At 70.2% G+C, this 19,840-nt stretch carries 14 protein-coding genes; 2 read left to right on the top strand and 12 right to left on the bottom strand.

The genetic code is table 11. The annotated features are described in order from the left end of the window. Nucleotides 1-95: 95 nt before the first annotated feature. The 4 genes from Q7C18_RS15385 to Q7C18_RS15370 form a co-directional block, all read right to left on the bottom strand. The gene (locus tag Q7C18_RS15385) at nt 96-1,775 is read right to left on the bottom strand and encodes an extracellular solute-binding protein (RefSeq protein WP_311026123.1); all 1,680 of its coding nucleotides are present in this window, start codon (nt 1,773-1,775) and stop codon (nt 96-98) included. Further along, complete coding sequence (locus Q7C18_RS15380; protein ID WP_311026122.1) at nt 1,768-3,489, bottom strand: extracellular solute-binding protein; 1,722 nt, start codon at nt 3,487-3,489, stop codon at nt 1,768-1,770. Before Q7C18_RS15380 ends, Q7C18_RS15385 begins: the two co-directional genes overlap by 8 nt. Before the next feature lie 381 nt (nt 3,490-3,870). Next, the gene (locus tag Q7C18_RS15375) at nt 3,871-4,374 is read right to left on the bottom strand and encodes a DUF3817 domain-containing protein (RefSeq protein ID WP_311026121.1); all 504 of its coding nucleotides are present in this window, start codon (nt 4,372-4,374) and stop codon (nt 3,871-3,873) included. After that, on the bottom strand, nt 4,374-5,264 hold the full coding sequence (locus tag Q7C18_RS15370; RefSeq protein ID WP_311026120.1) for an SURF1 family protein: 891 nt from the start codon (nt 5,262-5,264) through the stop codon (nt 4,374-4,376). The genes Q7C18_RS15375 and Q7C18_RS15370 overlap by 1 nt, the downstream gene beginning before the upstream one ends. A 148-nt stretch (nt 5,265-5,412) precedes the next feature. On the opposite strand from Q7C18_RS15370, the gene Q7C18_RS15365 reads away from it, so the two are divergent. Then, nucleotides 5,413-6,057, top strand: a complete 645-nt coding sequence (locus Q7C18_RS15365; protein ID WP_070158748.1) for a VOC family protein — start codon at nt 5,413-5,415, stop codon at nt 6,055-6,057. A 161-nt stretch (nt 6,058-6,218) separates the two neighbouring features. Here the strand turns inward: Q7C18_RS15365 and Q7C18_RS15360 are convergent, their stop codons facing one another. The 6 genes from Q7C18_RS15360 to Q7C18_RS15335 all read right to left on the bottom strand — a co-directional run bounded on the left by Q7C18_RS15360 (nt 6,219) and on the right by Q7C18_RS15335 (nt 15,662). Continuing rightward, complete coding sequence (locus Q7C18_RS15360; protein WP_311026119.1) at nt 6,219-7,346, bottom strand: hypothetical protein; 1,128 nt, start codon at nt 7,344-7,346, stop codon at nt 6,219-6,221. A 42-nt stretch (nt 7,347-7,388) separates the two neighbouring features. Next, nucleotides 7,389-8,645 (bottom strand): nucleotide sugar dehydrogenase, encoded by a 1,257-nt coding sequence (locus tag Q7C18_RS15355; protein WP_311026124.1) that lies wholly within the window; start codon nt 8,643-8,645, stop codon nt 7,389-7,391. Nucleotides 8,646-8,790: 145 nt separating this feature from the next. After that, entirely contained in the window at nt 8,791-10,053 is a 1,263-nt protein-coding gene (locus Q7C18_RS15350; RefSeq protein ID WP_311026118.1) for a hypothetical protein, read from the bottom strand. Further along, nucleotides 10,050-13,349, bottom strand: a complete 3,300-nt coding sequence (locus tag Q7C18_RS15345; protein WP_311026117.1) for an acylphosphatase — start codon at nt 13,347-13,349, stop codon at nt 10,050-10,052. Before Q7C18_RS15345 ends, Q7C18_RS15350 begins: the two co-directional genes overlap by 4 nt. 138 nt (nt 13,350-13,487) lie before the next feature. Then, the gene (locus Q7C18_RS15340) at nt 13,488-13,961 is read right to left on the bottom strand and encodes a hypothetical protein (RefSeq protein ID WP_311026116.1); all 474 of its coding nucleotides are present in this window, start codon (nt 13,959-13,961) and stop codon (nt 13,488-13,490) included. 9 nt (nt 13,962-13,970) lie between these two features. Continuing rightward, nucleotides 13,971-15,662, bottom strand: coding sequence for an asparagine synthase-related protein (locus Q7C18_RS15335; protein WP_311026115.1), 1,692 nt, complete (start codon nt 15,660-15,662; stop codon nt 13,971-13,973). Between the two features lie 110 nt (nt 15,663-15,772). On the opposite strand from Q7C18_RS15335, the gene Q7C18_RS15330 reads away from it, so the two are divergent. Next, entirely contained in the window at nt 15,773-17,035 is a 1,263-nt protein-coding gene (locus Q7C18_RS15330; protein ID WP_311026114.1) for a sugar-transfer associated ATP-grasp domain-containing protein, read from the top strand. 12 nt (nt 17,036-17,047) lie between these two features. Here the strand turns inward: Q7C18_RS15330 and Q7C18_RS15325 are convergent, their stop codons facing one another. Further along, a complete protein-coding gene (locus Q7C18_RS15325; protein WP_311026113.1) occupies nt 17,048-18,202 on the bottom strand; it encodes a hypothetical protein in 1,155 nt (384 codons plus the stop codon). Continuing rightward, entirely contained in the window at nt 18,202-19,836 is a 1,635-nt protein-coding gene (locus Q7C18_RS15320; protein ID WP_311026112.1) for a hypothetical protein, read from the bottom strand. Before Q7C18_RS15320 ends, Q7C18_RS15325 begins: the two co-directional genes overlap by 1 nt. Nucleotides 19,837-19,840: the final 4 nt, after the last annotated feature.

Here is a 19,840-nt window from a genome sequence, read left to right as displayed (position 1 = left end):
GCGTCCGCCGGCCGCCGCGGCGGCGTCCTCGACGACGGCGACGGCGGCCGTCCCACGGCCCGGCGGGCCACCGGGGGTGGACTGGATGGTCGTCATCAGTCGTCCTCCCCGGGCCCGTCGACCTCGTCGAGCTCGTCCAGCATCTCCTGACCCCTCTGGTAGGCCTCATTGGCGAGTTCGACGTAGTCGTTCATGTTCCGCGCCTCGAGCTCGGCCACATAGGAGTCCCAGTCGTCCAGGTCCCGCTGACCGAGGATGAACTGCGCGGTGGCCTGGTCCACCTGGTCCGTCAGCGAGTTCTGCCACAGCGCGGCCTGCTCCAGCTCCAACTCGCTGAAGGGGATGCTCGGCTGCAGGGGCAGCTCCTCCTTGTCGGCCATCTGCTCCTGCAGCTCCACGATCTCGTTGCTCATCAGGGACAGGAAGATCTCGGTGTCGGAGCCGAAGTTATGCGTGAACACCCCGTTGTAGAAGCCGTAGTCGATGGAGAGGTGCTCCTCGGCCCCCGGGTTGAAGCCCTTGATGTCCACATTCTCGGCCAGTTCCCGCTCGCCGTCCTCGTCGGTCTCGTAGGTCTCGCCCTCCACACCCCAGGTGGCGAAGATCAGGCCCTCGTCTGAGTAGTAGAGCCAGTCGAGGAACTGCAGCATCGCGATGAAGTCCTCGCGCTGCGCCGTATGGGCGCCCAGGACCATCCCGACGTCGAAGCGTCCCCCACCGGCGACGTTGTCACCCGCCGGTCCGGCGGGCACGCGGATCATCCGGACCTCGGCGTCGTCCTCCCCGATCTCCTCGAAGGCGGTGCGCAGAGTCTGCAGCTCCTCCTCGTTGGAGGCGATGGCCGCGGACTGCCCGGAGGCGAACTTCTGCACGGCGGAGTCGTCGTCCTGCGTCATCGACTCGGAGTCCATCAGGCCGTCTGCCACCAGTCCGGCGAAGTACTCGATCATCTCCCGGTACTCGTCGGTGGCCCCGGTGAAGACGAACTCGTCGGCGTCGGCATCGAAGTAGAGTCCGTTGCCCAACCCCCAGCCGCCGGCGGTGTCGAAGGACGGCCCGGCGAGGTTCAAGGTGGCGTTCATCTCCCACCGGTCGGACCATGGGGTCATCTCGGGGTGCTCCTCGGAGATCTGCTCCAGCTGGTCCTGGAACTCCTCCCAGGTCTCCGGGTCCTCGAAGCCCATGTCCGCCCAGATGTCATCGCGGATGGCCACGGACCAGTTGTGGAAGGGGTCCTCCCGCAGGCCGGGCAGGATGTAGGCCTTGCCGTCCTCCTGCCGCAGTTGGTCGAACTCCTCCTGCAGCTCCCACCGCTCCAGCTTGTCGGTGAAGTGGGGCATGTAGTCCAGGTAGTCGCTGACCGGGAGCAGCGCCCCTCCGGAGATGTAGGGGATCTCGTCTCCCGGCCACATCACCGGCACATAGTCGGGGATCTCGCCGGAGCCGATGAGCACCGAGCGCCGATCCTCGAAGTCGCTCAGTGGGGCGACCACCGGGTCGAGGGTGACCCCGTGCTCCTCCTCGAGGTGTTCGAGGATCAGCCAGTCGTCCTGCAACGGGTAGTTGGGATGGTCGCGATACAGCAGCGAGATGCTCAGCGGCTCCTCGGCGACGAAGGAGTCTCCGACGGAGAAGTCCTCCATCGCGCCGACGCTCTGCGCCTCCTCGTCGATCTCAGCCGTCTCGGTGGCCGACCCCGAGCCGCACCCGGCCAGCAGCAGGGCGCTCAGTCCGAGCACGGCGGTCGTCGTGGTCCTGCCTGGGACCTCATGCATCGCCGTCACCCTCGCTCTGCTCGTCGGACTCGTCGTCGATCTGCTCGTCGATCTGTTCCTGGGCCCGCTCATAGGCTTCGTTGGCCATGTCCACCAGGCTCTGCATGTTGAGGTTCTCCAACTCGGCGACATAGGAGTTCCAGTCGTCGAAGCTGCGCTGCCCGAGGATGAACTGGGCAGTGGCGGTCTGGACGTGGTCGGTCAGACTCGTGGACCAGAGGCCCAGCTGCTCCAGCTCCAGGTCGGTGAAGGGATGCGCCGGAGTCACCGGGCGCTCCTCCTTGTGCTGCATGCTCTCCTGCCACTCGATGACGTGAGGACGCAGGCCGGAGTGCACGAACTCGGTCAGGGAGCCGGCGGCATGCATGAACGGCTGGTTGTGGAAGCCGTAGTCCCGGAGCAGGTGTTCCTCCGCGTCCGGGTGGAGGCTGTTGATGTCGATGTCCTCGTCCAGTGCGATCTCACCGTCGGCGTCCCGCTCGTAGGTCTCGCCCTCCACGCCCCAGGTGGCGAACTCGAGGCCGTTGTCCGAGTAGTAGAGCCAGTCGATGAACTGCAGCAGCGCCATGAAGGCGTCCTGGTCCGCCATCGAGTTCGCGATCATCAGGCCTGAGTCGAACCGGGCTCCGCTGTGCACGAAGTCGCCGTCGCGGCCGCCGGGGATGGGGATCAGGCGGGCCTCCGCCCCCTCGGTGCCGAGTTCCTCGAACCCTCGGTGGTAGATGGTCGTGGACTCGTCGTTGCCGCCGATCACGAAGGACTCTCCGGCGGAGAACTTCTGCTCCGCCATCTGGTCGTCCTGCGTCATGGTCTCGGCGTCCATGAGGCCCTCCTCCACGAGGCCCGCGAAGAACTCCAGCAGCTCGCGGTACTCGTCGGAGGCCCCGGCGTAGATGAACTCATCGGCATCGTAGTCGAAGTACAGGCCCTGCCCGTAGCCCCAGCCGGCGACCGTGTCGAAGTTGGCCGACGCGATGTTCAGGGTGCTCTGCAGCTCCCAGCGGTCGGACATCGGCGTGATGTCGGGGTAGGCCTCCTTGACCTCCCGCAGCTGGTCCGCCAGTTCGTCCCAGGTCTCCGGGTTCTCCAGTCCGAGCTCGTCCCAGATGTCACCCCGGACTACGAGGCTGAAGATGTAGAACGGGTCCTCCCGCAGGCCCGGCAGCATGTAGGCCTTGCCGTCCTCCTGCCGCAGGGCGTCGAACTCGTCCCAGAGCTCCCAGCGGTCCAGCTTGTCGGTGAAGTTGGGCATGTAGTCCAGGTAGTCGCTGATCGGCAGGACCGCGCCGCCGCTGAGGTAGGGCACCTCCTGTCCGGGGTAGGTCACAGGGACGTAGTCGGGCATCTCGCCGGCGCCGATGAGCAGGGAACGTTGCTCCTCGAAGTCGCTCAGCGGGGCGTCCACCAGGCTCAGGGAGACGTTGTGCTCCTCCTCGAGCTGATCGAAGAACATCCAGTCCTCGTCGAGGCCGTGGTCCGGATTGTTCCGATACAGCAGTGAGAACTCGACCGGCTCGGTGGCCACGAAGGTGTCGTCGACGTCGAAGTCCTCCATGGCGCCCACGCCCACCTGGTCCTCATCGAGCTCGACGCCGTCCTCCTCGGCTGTTCCGGCTCCCCCGCAGGAGGTGAGCAGCAGTGCTCCCGTGATGCTCAGGGCAGCGGTCCTCCATGGAAGGGTCCTCCAGGGACGGGTGCGCACGGTATGCCTCATGGTGCGGTTCCTCTCAGGTGCGGTGAATCAGGTGCGGTGACACAGATGCAGGGAAAAGAGCAGCGCCACGGTCTTGGGAATTTGTTGTGACATGAGGCACAATAATGTCCGGGACGCCGTTGTGCAAGAGGTCACAGCGAGGGATTCCATCGATGAAGCGGGACGTCGATGGAGCGCCCCGGTATGCCTGATTCAGCTTCTGACCAGGGGTTTCCTGTCTGTCAGCACGGAAGGAGCCGCCATCGGTCCGAGAGAGCACGGCGGTACGACGACGGCGCCCCCACCACGTCGGTGAGGGCGCCGCATGGCAGCCGAAGCACGGGCCGCCAGGAGAGGCTGGCGGGCCGATCGGCGTCCGATCGTCAGCGAGTCACAGGCGGTTCAGTATCGCCGCACGGCTTCCGGGTTGGCCTCGATGTCCCGGCGCACCTCGGCCGCGATCCGACGCTCCACGATGAAGCTCAGGAACGGCACCACTCCGCCCAGCACGATGGTCACCAGACGGGAGAACCGCCAGTTCATCAGGAACCACAGACGGAACCCGGCGATCACGTAGACCACGTAGATCCAGCCGTGGATCACCGCCGTCCAATAGGAGATGCCGGTGCCTCCGCTGACCGACTCCTTCGGATGGAAGCCGAGCGTGTTGGCCGTACCCTCGGCGGTGGTGCCGCCGGCGTAGAGCTCATAGCCGAAGCCGTAGTCCATGATCATCTTGGCCACCAGGATCAGCAGCATGATGCCGGTGGTGAAGGCGAAGACCTTGTAGAAGGTCAGCGAGCCGCTGATCTGCTGCATGGTGCCTTGGAAGCGCCGCTTCTGGGGCCGCTTCGGCGCGGCAGGCACCTCGGTCACCTGCGGGGCGTCTCCGGTGTTCTCAGGCATCACGTGTCCTTCTCATCGAGCTTGCGCGCCGCCTCCGCGGTGGCGGTCTCCTCCGCCTCCCGAGGGCTCTGTCCGGCGGCGACGGCGGCCAGGTACTCCTGCTTCCACTGCTGCTCCCACTCGGTGTCGAGCACCGCGGCCTCCTGCGACTTCTCATGGGCGTCCTTGACCAGTCGCCACCACAGGAAGAAGGCGAAACCGGCGAAGACGACCCACTCCACAGCGTAGAAGAGGTTCAGCCAGTTCACGGAGGATCCCTCCGGCTGTGGTCCGACCCAGACCGGCTCCAGAGGGACGGCTTCGGCCTCAGCCCCGATCTCATGGCCGGATGCGTCGACGACGTCGAAAGCGACCACGAATCCGGAGTAGGAAGGGAGATCCCACACGTTGATCAGCTCCGCCGGGGACAGGCTGGCGAAGACGTGGGCCGCCTCACGCTCCCCGGCCACGGGAGCTTCAGGCGGCAGCAGGCGCCCGCGCAGCTCGAGCTGCTGCCCCGCAGGCGGCGCGTCCACGGCGTGGACGTCGTCGGTCCACCCGCGGACCACGGGGATGACCTCACCGTCGGGGGCGCCGTCCACTGCGAAGGCGGCGACGGCCCACCATCCGGGCTCACCGTCCTGCAGCCGCTCGGAGATCAGCACCTGGGAGTCCTCGACGAACTCGCCGGAGAAAGTGACGATCCGATCCGCGTCCAGGGCGGTCATCGCACGCTGCGGCGCGTACACCTCGGTCAGCGGCGCGGGCTCCTCGGTGACCTCCCGGGAGGGTGTCTCCTCGGTCCGCGACTGGCCGAACTGCCAGGCACTGGCCACGACGAACACCGTGGCCAGGATCAGGGCCAGGGCGAGCATCGCGATCCATTTGGGCTGCAGCGCGGTCTTGAGCACCCCACCAGGATACGCGGGACAGCAGGGCTCGGATCACCGCGTCCGAGAATGTTTCTACACCTGGTAGAAGAATGGGGATCAGGCGCCTCCTCGTCACGGAGCCGCTCTCGATTGGTGACGAAGCCCACGCTGGTGTCAGTATGGACCCATGATGCGCTTGGATCACGTCTCGTATGCGGTCGGCCCGGATGGCATGGATGCCACGGTCGAGAGGATTGTCGGTCAGCTGGGCGTGGAACGCGTCAAGGGCGGTATCCATCCGCGCTTCGGCACACGCAGCTCGATCATTCCTCTGAAGAACCGCCAGTACCTGGAGATCGTCGAGGTCCTCGACCACCCCTCCGCCGACAAGGCACCGTTCGGCCAGGCCGTGCGGAACCGCTCCCAGGTGGGAGGCGGCTGGATGGGATGGTGCGTCACCGTCGACGACCTCTCCCCCTTCGAGGACCGGCTGGGGCGCAAGTCCGTGCCCGGCAATCGGAAGTTCCCGGACGGCCAGGAGCTCACCTGGCAGCAGATCGGCATCAAGGGGCTCATCGCAGACCCCCAGGTGCCCTACCTGCTCCGCTGGGACGAGGGCACCGAGGACCTGCATCCCTCGCAGGCCTACCCGCCCGAGGCTGAGCTCATCCGCCTGGCCATCGCCGGGTCCCCGGACCGCGTGGCGGACTGGCTCGCCTGCCCCAAGGCTGACCCGTTCGAGGACGTCGAGGTGGACTGGGTGGCACCTTCCGGCACACCGGGCATCATGTCCGCCACCTTCCGGACCCCCGCGGGCGACGTCACCATCTGAGGCGGCCCGCACCGCACCCGTCTGACACAGCACACACATCGCATATCGCACAGTGGGCGGGGCTCCCGGTCTGGGAGCCCCGCCCACTGCCGTCGGCGCGGTCGCGCTGCCGCCCGTCGCCAGGAGACTGCTAGGAGACTGCGAAGAGTCTGTCGGGAGCCTCAGGCCGCAGCCGAGGTGGACGCCGCCGTCAGGATCGCCTGGGCTGCCTGCTCGGCACCGTCCTCAGGCAGCCGGGATGGGCCGGACGGAACCCAGCCGCGCCCGTCCATGAGCTCCAGCGCCTCGGTGAGTCGGGAGCGCAGGGCGTCCATGTCCTGCGGGCCGTCGAGCTCCGCGTGATGCCCCCACCCCGCCTCGGCGCACCGGGCCGCGCGGCCGCGCATCGCGTCCTGCTGGTCAGGGCGCAGACGGCGGCGGGAGCGCTGCGCCGCCCCGCGGATGGGCCTCTCACCCCCGGGCCCCTCGGTCAGCCAGAGGGTCGGGATCCTGGCGGGCGTCCAGGTGTGCACGGCTCGGTGTCCCGGCACGGCGAGGGCGCCTACCGTGCGGGAGACCAGCTCTGCGGTGGCCCCACCGGAGATGCTCTCGACGCCGGGGCTCGGCTGACGTGCCACAGTGGTGTCCAACAGCGCCACCGTCCACTCCGGGCGGCGGGACGCGAAGAACTCCAGGGCGAGGTCCTCCACGGCGGCCGTGGTGTCGGGGCTGAGCCCGGGCAGGTCCAGCACCACACAGGGCCGCCTGGCGCCACCACCCCCGCCGTCCTCGGTGAGGGCTCCTCCGGTGGCACCCAGGGCGGCCGCGTCGAGCAGCGGGGCCGTGGCATCGGCCGACTCACCGTCGTCCTCGGTGATCTCTCCGAGCTGCACCATCGCGCCTGCGCTGCGGGCCCGCGGCCTGCCCACGGGAGCAGTCTCCGCCGCCGAGGTCACATGCAGCTGGACCGCCGGGTGGGCGCGGTCGAGACGGTCCAGCACCCGGGCGGGGAAGTCACCGTCGACCACCAGCACATCGGGGGCGAAACCACCCATCAGCCGATCCAGTCGGGGCAGCAGGTAGTCACGCTCCCAGACCTCGCGATCAGCGTTGAGGCTGTGGTGGGAGCCGATCCGCTGCAGCGGGAAGCTCGGCGCCTGCGGCCCGGCGGCCGCCTGGCCGGCGAGGGTGGCCATGACGACGTCGGCCTCCGCCGTCAGGTGCTCCCCGATGCGGGCGAGCCGGCGCAGGGTGCCGGTGACGACGTCGTCGTCGCTGAGCAGCAGCACGCGGCGGCGCGGGTGCGTCATAGTGTGTCCCTTCGTCTCGGCCGACGCGTCGCCGGCGTCGGCTCAGAGCCGTTCGATGTCATCACAGGACGTCGCCCCCCGAGTATCGAAGACCAACCCCCCAGCCCGCCGAACAACCCGCCCAATCGCCCCCAGATCATAAACACCATGCGGCTGCAGCACCACCACAACATCCGCCTCCACCAACGCCTCATCCAGATCAGCAACCCGCTGCCACACCCCACCACCCACATGCCAAGACTCCACATAAGGGTCATGGAACCAGACATCGGCCCTCTTCTCCCTGAGCACCTTCGCCACCGGCACCGCCGGAGACTCCCGCTGATCCGCAATATCCGGCTTATACGTCACCCCCAACAACAGAACCCGCGACCCATTCAGCGGCTTACCCACCTCATTGAGCGCATCCCCCACCCGCGACACCACATACTGCGGCATCGAATTATTGATCTCCTGCGCCAACTCCACAAACCGGAACTGATACCCCAGAGTCTTCCGCACCTGAAAACTCAGATAATTCGGATCGATCGGAATGCAATGCCCCCCGACCCCAGGACCCGGAGTGAACTTCTGGAACCCGAACGGCTTCGTCGCCGCCCCCCGGATCACCTCCCAGATATCAATCCCCAGATCATGACAGAACCGCGCCATCTCATTGACCAGAGCGATATTCACATGCCGATACGTGTTCTCCAACAACTTCGCCGTCTCCGCCTCCTTAGTACCCGACATCGGCACCACCTCAGCCACAAACCGCGAATAGAACGCCACCGCCGCCTGAGTCGCCTCAGCAGTCAACCCACCCACCAACTTCGGCGTATTGACGATCCCAAACCGAGTCGACCCAGGATCCACCCGCTCCGGGGAATAAGCCAGCAGAAAGTCCCGACCATGCACCAGACCCGAAGACTCAAGAATCGGCAGCACCACACCATCAGTGGTGCCCGGATACGTCGTCGACTCCAGAATCACCGTGGTCCCCGGACTCAGATGCTCCGCAATCGTGCCCGCCGACGCCTCCACCGCCCGCAGATCCGGACCACCCTCCTCACTGAGCGGAGTCGGCACACAGATCACCACCACCGACGCAGCGGCCAGATCGGCCGGATCCGTACTGGCACGGAACCCCTGACCCACCATCACCGCGACGTCAGCATCACTGAGATCATCCACATGCGAGACCCCCGCATTCAGCTGAGCCACCAACGACTCCGAAACATCAAACCCCACCACCGAAACACCCGCAGCCACCGCCGCCTGAGCCAACGGCAACCCCACATACCCCTGCCCCACAATCACCACAGGACGCTCAGGCGTGGGTGCGGCGGCGGGAGCGGCCTGGGCCGATGTCGACTGGGTCCGGTGGTTCGAGTCAGGTGTCACGGGTGTCCTTCGTTCTCAGAGGCGTCCGGAGCGGACGGCATCACTCTAGCGGTCCGGCTGGTCAGGCAGGTGTGCCGCCGGGGGCGTCCTGCACAGCGAACCCCGACGTCCCGGTCCTCTCCGCGGGCCGGGAGTCCACAGCCATGAGGTGCTCACCGGTGAGGTTCCCGGCCACGGCGAGCTCGTTGAACAGGGCGACGGCGGCGGCCGGGCCCTCCAGGTGCCCCGCGGCGATGCCGCCGACGACGTCCTCCGCGACGGCGTGGCCGCGCAGTCCCGCAGCGATCGCGGCCTCGTGGACATGCTCAAGGAAGGCATCCATGACGGAGACGCCCTCCCACCGCACGTCGAGAGCGACCTCGGCCTGGGGCTGCGGCAGCGTCCCGTCCTCCGTCCGGGCCACGGTGCTCTCCAGGATGCGGCGAGCCAGCAGCAGCGCCTCCTCGGGGTCCCGGGAGGCCTGCATGGCCAGCCACGGCCGCTCGGAGACGTCCACGACGGTGACGTCCTGATCCTCTCGCGCCACCTCGGCACCCCGGCTGAGCACCGTGTCGACGGCGACGACGGCCAGGCCCGGGAAGACGGCGGCCACCTCCTCCGCATGGGCGAGCAGCGTGGGATGGACAGCGTCGCGCAGCTCCTGGCCCTCGTCGAGCCCCCACGCGCCGTGGGGCGAGCTGAAGGCGGAGACGACCTGCCCGTCGATGAGCAGGAAGCGCAGGAAGTGCCCCGGGACCTGCTCTTCGACCAGGTACCGGTAATTCTTCCGGGTGCGGCTCTGGTCCTCCTCCCGCGGGGTGTGGATCGCGGTGAAGGCGTAGGAGGCCGTGGTGTAGTCCGGGCGCAGCTGCGGAGCCACTCGCAGGTCGCGGATGCCCTCCAGCAGCTCCTCGGTGCCGGCGATGCCGGTCCGGGTCTCGACGGTGTTGTCTCCGACCATCGGCTTGAGCACCACGGGGAAGCCGCGTCGCTCGGCGAAGTCCAGAGCGGCTCGCGTGCCGCGGCCGATCGTGAAGGTCGCACCCTCGGGGACACGGATCCGGTGCTGCTCCAACATCGCCCGCCGAACCCGCCGATCCTGGATGAGGGTCGCGGTGGAGAGCTGCGTCTGCTGCGGCACGCCGTGGGCGAAGGAGCCCCCGTCCAGTGCCCCGCCCTCGTGGGTGAGCAGCAGGGCCTGGCCCGGGAAGAGCAGCGTCCCGCGTCCGGCCTGCAGGGCAGCGGTGTGGACGAGCCACCCGTCGATCAGCTCGGCCGGGCAGTCGGCGGCCGACGGCATGACGGGCCGATCGGCGGCCGCCGGGTCATGAGGTGAGGTGGTCATCGGCTCCCCTTCCGGATCAGGCGGACGCTGCGTCGCTTCACGGCGGAGGCGATGCGGGCGGGATCGCGCAGCACGCGAGCCGCACGCCTCGGATGGCGCAGCGCACGCAGCGCCCGAGTGCGCAGGCTGCGGGGCGCCGACCGTCCCCGGCCGTGGCGCTGCCGCACCTCGAACCCCTCCACGCCGGGGTCCGGCACGTGGACGGTGGTCACGGAGGTCGGCCGGGCGCGCCGCGGGCCCAGCACCGCGGCGGTGGCCAGGGCCGCGACGGCGTCCGTCGGCCCGGACACGACCGCCTCGACCGAACGGTCGGAATGATGGCGGATCCACCCGGTGCAACCATACTCAGTGGCGCGGCGGGCGAACCAGCCGCGGTAGCCGACGCCGACCACGCGTCCACGGGCGCGGATGCGCACACTGAGCCGTTCGGCGCGCTCCGGGAGGGTCTCCAGTCCGAATTCGCCGGCGGCGCGGCTCAGGAACTGGCTCGACACGCGCCGCGGCGTGCCGAACATCGGGTACTCCGCCACCGGCAGGGCCGCCACCGCGTTGAGCTCACAGATCGCGCCCTCCTGCTCGTGCAGGGGACGCGTGTGGTCCTCCAGCAGGAAGTCCACACCGCAATAGGCCAGTCCCGGCACGGCCTTCACAGCCTTGATGGACGCCTCGATGATGCTGGGGTGCAGGTCGTCGAGGATCTCGATGGAGTCCCCACCCTGGGTGAGGTTGTTGGCGCTGTTCAGGAAGACCCGTTCGCCGGCCGGGATCACGCTGGAGGCGTCATAGCCGGCCTTGGCGATCTCGTGGCGGGTGGTCGCGTTCCACTTCAGCTTCAGGGTGGCCAGGTGCGAGTTCTGCTTCCGGGCGGCGTTCTTGGCCAGGATCAGCTCGATCAACGTGGAAGTGCCATCCCCCACCACGGAGGCGGGGACCCGTTCGACGGCGGCCACGACCTCCTCCCCGAGCACCATGATCCGGTAGTCGCGTCCGTGGACATGCTTCTCCACGATGAAGTCACCGGAGCCCATCACCGACTGCCGCATCCGCTCCAGCGCGGAGCGCAGCTCCTCGGGTCCTTCGATGTTCGCGGTCACACCCACACCCATGGAGCCGGCCGCAGGCTTGAGCACCACGGGGTAGCCGATCCGCTCGGCGAACTGCAGAGCACTCCCGGCGTCCCCGTTGCTGAAGGTGCGCCCACGCGGCACCGGACATCCGCTGCGGTCCAGCAGGATCCGCGTGGACTCCTTGTGCCGGACGATGGAGGCCGCCACGACGCTGGACAGGGGCCACCGAGCGGTGCGGAAGGACAGCGGCGGGCGGACGCCGTCGTCGGCCTGGAAGGTGGACTTGTTGAACCGCCGGGTGTTGAGTCCGTAGGCCAGGGCCTCGCGCTCCACGATGTGCCCGTGCACGGCGTAGGAGCCCATGGGCCGGATGTAGTCCACGTCGTCGTAGGTGCGGGCGGGACGCCCCTCCAGAGTGGGGGCGGGCGGCGTGGGGTAGGTGGCGTACTGGACGACGGCGCCCACCAGGTTCTCGTAGCAGAGGTCGATGCCCAGTCCGGGCACCTCGGGGACCACCACCTGGTGCAGGACCTCGTCGGAGTCGTACTCGGCCTCGTGCTCGGCCTCGTCATCCTCATCGTCGGCGTCGAGGACGCCCTCCTCCTCGGCCTCGTCCTCGTCGTCGCCGACACGGGCCGCTCGGCGGGCCGCCTGGAAGACAGCGTCGGGGTCATCCGCATCGGTTTCGTCGTCAGCATCGCCGTCGGCATCGTCACTGGCGGAATCGCCCTGAGCATCGTCAGCGTCGCCATCGTCTGCCTCTGCGTCCTCAGCGTCCTCAACGGCCCTCATGAGGTCGAGGCCGGCCTCGAGCCCGTCGCCGTCGGCGCCCTCCGCCAGGGCGTCGTCATCGGTGGGCTCCTCGGCGCCCTCCCAGCCGAAGTCCGCCTCCTGCTCGACCGGACCGTCCGGCCGACCAGGCCGTCCCAGGGCGTCCTCCGCCGCAGCCTCGGCTGCGGGAGTGTCCGCGGCGTCTGCCGCGGCCTCCTCGGCGGCGAGACGGGCGGCCTCCTCAGGATCGAGCACGCGCGTGGTGATCTCCACCTGTCTCTCCACTACAGCGGCCAGGCGCGCCGCGTCGACGCGCGGCAGCGCCAGCGCCAGGTGGCGCAGCGCGGAGGTGGTCAGTCGGCTCGCGCCCACCATGCGGGTCAGTGCGATGGTCGCCTCCGGGTGGACGCGCAGGGCCGCGTCGGCCAGATCCATGCTCTCCAGCAGACCTCCGGCCTGGGCGGGACGGATGGTGACCGCACGGAGCCCGCCCCGGCGGCCGGCGTCGACGACGTCGCCGGCGTCCCACACGGAGGAGTCCCCCATGATGCGCAGGTCCACCTGCCCCCCGCGGGCGCGGCGGGTGATCCGGTCCGCCCGCCGCTGCAGAGACGCCAGCTCATCGCCCTGATCACCGGGCACCGGCTGGCCGAGCACCACCTGGCCGGGCAGACGTCCCTGGGCCATCTCCCGAGCGATGCGACCCACCACCCGATGGGCGCCCTCGCGGCTCAGCGTACCCGCCACGGTGATCCACAGGGGCCGTTCGAGGTCCTGTCCCGTGTGCTGTCTGTTGGCGGCCGAGACCACGTCCAGGAAGGACAGGGCGGCGTCGACGTCGGCAGGCACCGTCACCCGGGTGTGGTCGTACCGCTCGCGCTGCACGTCGAGCCGGTCGACCACACGCTGCAGGTCGGCCCGCGGCGAGACGGTGCTGGGAGCCAGCGGGGCCGCGTCACGACGGCGGCCCAGCAGGTCCGCCAGGGGCATGTCATGGACACGGGCGGCCAGGTCCAGCAGGGCCACCTCGAGGCCGAGCAGGGTGCCGCGGAAGGGCCGCGGGTGCCCCGCACGGCCGTGATCGACGGCCAGCACTCGCAGCCGGGCCATCGTCTGGCGGACGAAGCCCACGGAGTCAGCGGTCGTGGTCACCGGCAGATGAGTCCCCTGCAGGGACTCGACCGCCGCGCGGGCGAAGGTCCAGGCGTCGCCGGCGTCGTCGCCGGTCCGACCGCCGCGCGGCTGCCCTTCCCCGTGCCCGCGGACCTCCGTGCCGTCGGCGGTGACGGCGCCCAGGGCGATGATGATGTTGGTCGGACGTCCTGAGGACCGACGACGCGGGACGCGGTAGCTCATCGCCCGGGCCAGTGTGATGCGGGCGGTGCCGTCGTCGGGGGCGGGGTGTCCCGCCGTGTCGGCGTCAGAGTGGGTCATCGTCTCAGCGGCGCTCTCATCCATCGGTCTCCTGGTGCTGTTCCGCCGGGGTCGGCGGCGCGTCGGATCGGCCGTCGCGGGCAGTGATCAGACCGCAGCGATGCTACCACCGGCAGATGTCCCGGCCTGGGCACCGCGCGGGGTCGGTCATCCACCGCCTGGTCAGCGCCCCGAGCCCGGTGATGCTGAGCCCGGTGATGCTGAGCCCGGCGCTGACCGCAGCCGGCCACGCACCCGGCGGACGAGACGCCGGACCACACGCCGGAGCAGCGGGCCCCCATCCGCGGCCACCCGGGCGCGCTCGGCCTCCCGACGGGCCCGCTCCTGCTCCCGCTGGGCGCGCACCGCCTCACCCGCCGCCTCGAGGGTTGGGGCCAGAAGCATCCGCTCCGGGCCGACGCGCCCGCGGACCTCCTGCTGCAGGGCGGCCTCGGTCGACGTCGGCACGGCGACGTGCGTGACCACAGCGGCCACCGGCACGGACAGGTCCTCCGCCCGGGTGACCCAGAGGACGGACGGCACCCCCTGCTGCTCGGCCCGGACGAGGTCGTCGACGAGGTGTGGGTCGAGCGTCTCGGAGTCAAGATGGCGCGGGTCCAGCATCAGCGGTGCCGCCAGATCGACTTCAGGGGTCATGGCTCCTCCTCAGCCGCGCAGCAGCGGGGTCGGGTCGGTCTCGGTCAGCCGGTCCTCATACCGGCGCAGCCACAGGGCCAGCAGGGCGAGTCCGCGGATCAGGTGCTGAGCCCGAGTGCGGGCGAGCTGGCGACGCCACAGCTCGGCGTCGCCGTCGCGCAGCTTCTCCCCCAGCAGGACGGCGGCCGGGGAGCCCAGGATCAGCTCCCGGTACCAGACGGCGGCGTCCAGAGCCGCTCCACGGCGCACATGCTGACGCACCGTGGTCAGATCCGCAGCGGTGGGGATCTCCCCGAAGGAGGGGCGCACCCGGCGCAGCAGGTCCGGATACCAGCGGCCCTCCCGCTTGGACTCGTGGGTCAGCCGCAGCGCCTGGGAGACCACCTGGTGCGCCATGATCGGCACCGCCGTCGGCCGGCTGCCGCCGAGCACCGCGGCAGGTGCCATGCTGATCCCGGGCAGGGTGCGGGTCAGGTAGGCGGTGAGCGTGGCCCCCTGCGGATGGTCCGCCAACGGCTCGGCGATGCGCGTGTAGTCCTCTCGGCCCGCGGCGGCCAGCCGGTCCGCCGCCCCCGGAGCCAGCAGTTCCTCGGCCACCTGGAGGTAGCGCGCCAGGCGGCCGAACCGGGTCTCGAGGAGCCGCTGCGGCCCGGCACCGTCGGCGAGCGCCTGGGGGTCGTCGGGGAATCCACCGCCCAGGAACACTCCGCCGCCGAGTCCGTCCAGCACAGTTCCGGCCTGGGCGGCCAGCTCACGGGCCACGGGCATCAGCCACACGTGGAATGAGGCCTGGTGGCCGGTGAGCTCGGCGTAGTCCAGGAAGTCCTGGCTGAATCCGTCGTGCCGGCCGGAGACGATCCGCTGACGGATGCCCAGGTCGGCTGCGATGCGGGCCGCGGTGAGCTCCTCCAGGGTGGTGCCGGTGTCGGAGCTGGTGGTCCAGGCGGTCAGCGCCGCCGGGGCCGTCCCGGCGGCGACGGCGGCCTCGCGGGCCAGACCGGTGAGCATGCGGGAGTCGCGCCCGCCGGAGAGCATGGGCTGCAGGGGGCCGCCCGCGGCGTGCTGGCCGACCTGGTCACGCAGCGCGTCCACGACGTCACCGGTGAGCTCCTCGGGCGTCAGCCCGGGCTCCGGCGTGATCTGTTCCCAGGGCCAGGCGGCGCGGCCGCTGCGCGGGGAGCCCCCGGGGGCGACGTCGAGGTGTTCCATGGGCCCCAGGCGGCGGATGCCGGAGACGGTGGTGCGCCCGGCCAGCGGGGCGCCGATGCCGATGATCTGGGCCCACCCGTTCCAGTCCGGAGTCAGCGGGCCCGAGGCGGTGTCCACGAGGAGGTCCAGTCGGGTGGCGAAGTAGACGGCGTCTCGGGTCTGTTCCACGTAGAGCGGCTGCACCCCGGAGAGCGAGGCGTGCAGCACGGAGCTGCCCTCGGGCGTGCGGGCCACCCCGGCGACGTCTCCGTCGCGGGCGGCATGTTCCCAGCCGCCGGAGAGCCCGAAAGCCGCCGGGTCCGGGGTGGCGGTGGAGAAGATCCAGGCCTCCCCGGTCGTCGCGGGCCGGGCACGCAGCCCCTGGCTGCCGATGAGCAGCAGGCCGGGGCGGTCGACGACGACGGCGCCGATCCCCGCGGCGCGGGCCATCCGGTGCACGCGCTCCGGGTCGCCGGCGCCGAGCATCCCGCAGACTCGGGTCGTCTCTGCCACAGGGCCTCATCTCACGTCGGCGTCTCAGGTGCGTCCTCCCGAGACCGAGGCCTCGGGTTGGTACGATCCTAACGCTCGAGAACCCCTTCACCTGGAGGCGACCACACCCCATGGAATCCGCTCGGGAATCCTCTGCCCACCCCTCGGAGGGCGCCGCCGACGGCGCAGCCGGCCAGGGTGCGGCCCGCCCGGCGACATCGCCCGCGCCTCCGGCCCCGTCCCTTCCGCGCAAGGTGGTCCGCAAGTCCCGGCAGATCGCGCGACGCGCCGGCCAGAAGCGCCGCAACTGGCGCAAGGAGCTGCGCAAGTCCCGGCGCTGGGCGCAGGACTATCGCAAGTTCCTCCGCAAGGAGTTCCGCTGGGAGACCTCGCCGACGATGCGGCGCCCCCAGTGGTGGGCCCAGGGGTTCCTGTCCCGCTCCGTGACGCTCTACGACCTGCCCAACGCAGACCAGCAGGACTACGTCACCGACGTGCAGCGCTACACGCGCACCAAGCGCATGGTGCATGAGCACCTGCAGGAGGTCCTGGACAACAAGTTCTCCTTCTTCCTGCTGATGAACCAGCTGGGCCTGGACTCCGATGTGGTGCCCCTGCTGGGCCTCTACTCGCGCGGCGAGGTCAGCGTCTTCCCGAACGACGACGAGGTCCCGCTGCGCGAGTTCCTGCAGACCCGCCTGGAGGTGGGTCGGCGGGTGTTCGTGAAGCCGCTGCGCGGCGCCGAGGGCCGGTTCGTCGTCGCGATCCGACGCACGGAGGACGGCTGGCGGATGAACGGGCGGGACTGTGACTTCGACGAACTGGCGTCCTGGATCGAGGCACGTCCCAAGCCCATGCTGTTCGAGGCGGCGGTCCCTCAGGCCCCTGACCAGGCGCGGCTGAACCCGGAGTCCACCAACACGCTGCGGGTCCTGACCATGCCGGACCTGGCGCGGGGCAAGGAGCCCTTCGTCGCCGTCGCCGTCCAGCGCATCGGCACCTCGCGGTCCAACCATGTGGACAACTGGACCCAGGGGGGCCTCAGCGCGAAGATCGACCTGGAGACGGGCACGCTGTCCCGGGCGGGTCAGCTGCCGGATGACCACACCCCGGTGTGGCACAGCGTGCATCCGGACTCGGGGGCGCAGATCGAGGGCGCGGTCGTCCCGTTCTGGGAGGAGACCAAGGCGCTGGTGCTCGACGGGGCCCGGCGGCTGAGCTTCATGGAGTACATCGGCTGGGACATCATCATCAGCCCCACCGGCCCGGTCATCCTGGAGGCCAATGTGAACTCCGGGATGAACGTGCTGCAGGTCCACGGTCCGCTGCTGGCCGACGAGCGGGTGCGACGGTACTTCGAGAAGCGCGGCGTGGTGCCGAAGCGGCGCGACTGAACCGGCGGCCGCTCAGAGCGTGGTGGCCAGGTGGATCCGCCGCAGCCGGTCCAGCGCCGAGGGCAGCTCGGCGGCTCGGATCCGAGTGGAGGCGCCGTAGGACATCTGCAGCCGGGCTGTCCAGCCTGTCCCTTCCGCTTCGGGGCGCTGGAGCACCACGACGCCGTCCGTGCCGGTGGTCTGCGCGTCAGCCTGATCGGTGATCAGCAGCACCGGCCCGGCCGCCTGGACGGCCTGGAGCAGGCCCTCGCCTGCCGCGCGGACCAGCGCCTGGTGCAGGCGCACATCGGCAGGGTTCGTGCCGCCGGAGCCGGTCAGCCGAGCCACGGTCCATCCGGACTCCGCGGCCCAGCCCTGGAGCGCCTGCCCGGCCGTCTCCCCGTCGGCCACCAGCACACCGGCGCCGGGCCCGGCGAGCGCGGAGACCTCCGCGGAGAAGCCTCCTCCCGGGCGCACCCGACGGGTGATGCCGTCCTGCAGCGCGTCGGCCCACCAGCCGCGCAGGGACTGCTCCACACCCCCTGCCGCATCCTCGCCCGCGGTCTCGCCGGCGCCGTGCAGCGCCAGCGACTCGCGGGCCAGCTCCCCAGCGGTGTCGAGGATCTTCTCCGGAGCACGGGTGAAGGCGCCCACCCGGGCCACCTCGGCCAGCACCTGGTCGGGGGTCTCGGGCGCGAGCACCAACGAGGCCCCGTACTGACGCCGCGCCCACTCGAGGTGGTCGACGGCGGCGGGCAGCCAGTTCTGCTCCTGCAGAGCGGCCCAGTCGGCCTCTCCCAGCAGGTGCTCCACCGTCCAGTCCACTGTGCGGATGGGTTCGGCAGTGGGCACGTCGGTGACGACGACGGCGCGGAAGGCATACGTCGCCTCCCGGATGATCTCCACCGCCCGGGTCAGCGCGGCATGCAGCGACGCCGTGCGTCGGGTCATCACCGCCAGCACCACGGGCAGCTCGTAGAACGTCTGCGGGCGCAGAGTCCCCAGCGGAGCGAAGTCCATGGTGGAGGGCACGGTCAGGACCTTCTCCCCGTGCCGGGCTCGGGCCCAGGACTCCAGGCTCGCGGACCAGGACTCGGTCGGCACGACGCCGCGGAGCTCCTCATCTCGCGGGGCGCCCTGCTCGGCGCTGGCTGAGGGGGCACTGTTCGACGGGCCGGAGGTCGGCATCAGCGGGTCTCCTGTCCGGGGGTGACGATGGGCTGGGAATCACGGGCTGCTGGAAGGGCGGAGGCCGATGACATGCCCACCTCAGCGGGCGACAGCACCCGGCGGAAGCAACTGGCGGTGCGCGGATCCGGGGCGACGTCGTCGCCGCCCACGCCCCGCACCCAGATCCCGGGGATGTCGGACCATGTCAGAGCCCGCAGCACCGCGTCCGGCACATGCTCCCCCACCACGGTGACCTCACCGGGTCGGTGCACGCGCAGCAGGCGGCGCAGCCCGTCCTGCAGGTGGCGCTGCCAGGTCTGCTCATCGGTCTGCAGCCCGGCCGCGGTGCTGAGCTGCAGCACCGACGTGCCGGCTCCCCCGCCGCCCGCCGCGCCGGCGGCGTGCGTCGCACGTCGGCCGGGCGTGTCGGTCAGCTCCACCCGGAGCACGGGGCGCCCCTGGTGCAGATGGGCCTGGGCGGCGTCGAGGAGGTCGGTCTCCGCATCGGCGGCGATCAGCAGGGCCGGGCCGGGGCGGGCGGGCAGGTCGTAGGGATCGGCGGGAGCCGCGACGCCCGGCGCCTGGACCCCCAGCTCCTCGAGCCGACGAATGTGCATCTCCGGGCTGAAGGCCAGGGCGAAGTCCTGAGCGCGGGCGGACTGGGCGAGGAACTTCTCCCGGTCCGCGCGGTACTCGTCCACTAGGCCACGGACCTCCCGGGGGGAGGCATAGAGGGCGGCGTCGCCGAAGAGCTCCTCCAGGTACGGGGGCATGATCGCCACACAGCCGGCCGCGAGAGCCTCCATCGCGGCCCGCCCGAAGGCCTCCTTGAGGTCAGGGTGGTGCATGTAGACCCAGAAGTCGATGCGCTCCAGAAAGTGCGTGGGCTCCTCGCCGCCGAACTCGATGACATGCCAACGGGACGGCACATAGCCGAGCTTGTGCTCAGCCACCTGGGCACCGCCGAGGATCTCCACCTGGTAGTCCGGGGAGTCCGGATAGGCCTGCAGGATGTCCTTCCCGGTGGCCGGCCACTTGCCGGGCTGGGGGCGGGAGTGCCGTCCGATCACCGGCCGATCGCCGATGAATCCGGCGCGCCGGCGCACCTCCCCGGTGGTGCGGAAGATGTTGACCCAGTCGGTCTCGCGCAGCGGGACCCGGGTGGTCTGGTCGAGCACGGTCTGGCGCACCACCGGCCCGATGGGCGCCCACACCGGCTCCACACCGAAGAGACGGCGGACCCGGGCGTCGGTGGCCTCGACCGGATAGTGCCACGTGTCGGCGGCGTCGACGGCGGCGTGGTTGACCACGATGATCACATGATCCGCGGTGAGCCCCTCGAAGGCGGAGAGGGTGCTGTAGATGACGGTGGGGTGCCTGATGATCAGCACCCGGGCGTGGAGCCTCGCCCGGGCGGAGGCGATCCGCACCCCCGTCAGGTCCAGGATGCGCTGGATGTGGGTGCTCCACGGATTGGGGTAATTGGTGATCGAGCCCGCCGCGTGGATCAGGGCGGTGCTGATCCCCGCCTCTGACTGGGCTCGGACCTCCTCGGCGATGCTGCTGGTGGTGCCGCCGGGGAGGCGGAAGTCCGAGAGGATCGCGACGTCGACGTCGGGGGTGTCCGCGGGGCCGGCCGGGACTGGAGCCATGGCC

It is taken from the genome of Nesterenkonia sp. CL21 (genome assembly GCF_031705515.1).
GTDB lineage: Bacteria > Actinomycetota > Actinomycetes > Actinomycetales > Micrococcaceae > Nesterenkonia > Nesterenkonia aethiopica.
Note: the sequence above shows the minus strand (reverse complement) of the source record. Positions and strands in the feature narration are given on the sequence as shown.

Coding starts and splice junctions, on each gene's coding strand:
- Q7C18_RS15385 (WP_311026123.1), bottom strand. CDS start 1,775: ATGCATGAGGTCCCAGGCAGGACCACGACGACCGCCGTGCTCGGACTG.
- Q7C18_RS15380 (WP_311026122.1), bottom strand. CDS start 3,489: ATGAGGCATACCGTGCGCACCCGTCCCTGGAGGACCCTTCCATGGAGG.
- Q7C18_RS15375 (WP_311026121.1), bottom strand. CDS start 4,374: ATGCCTGAGAACACCGGAGACGCCCCGCAGGTGACCGAGGTGCCTGCC.
- Q7C18_RS15365 (WP_070158748.1), top strand. CDS start 5,413: ATGATGCGCTTGGATCACGTCTCGTATGCGGTCGGCCCGGATGGCATG.
- Q7C18_RS15360 (WP_311026119.1), bottom strand. CDS start 7,346: ATGACGCACCCGCGCCGCCGCGTGCTGCTGCTCAGCGACGACGACGTC.
- Q7C18_RS15350 (WP_311026118.1), bottom strand. CDS start 10,053: ATGACCACCTCACCTCATGACCCGGCGGCCGCCGATCGGCCCGTCATG.
- Q7C18_RS15345 (WP_311026117.1), bottom strand. CDS start 13,349: ATGGATGAGAGCGCCGCTGAGACGATGACCCACTCTGACGCCGACACG.
- Q7C18_RS15340 (WP_311026116.1), bottom strand. CDS start 13,961: ATGACCCCTGAAGTCGATCTGGCGGCACCGCTGATGCTGGACCCGCGC.
- Q7C18_RS15330 (WP_311026114.1), top strand. CDS start 15,773: ATGGAATCCGCTCGGGAATCCTCTGCCCACCCCTCGGAGGGCGCCGCC.
- Q7C18_RS15325 (WP_311026113.1), bottom strand. CDS start 18,202: ATGCCGACCTCCGGCCCGTCGAACAGTGCCCCCTCAGCCAGCGCCGAG.
- Q7C18_RS15320 (WP_311026112.1), bottom strand. CDS start 19,836: ATGGCTCCAGTCCCGGCCGGCCCCGCGGACACCCCCGACGTCGACGTC.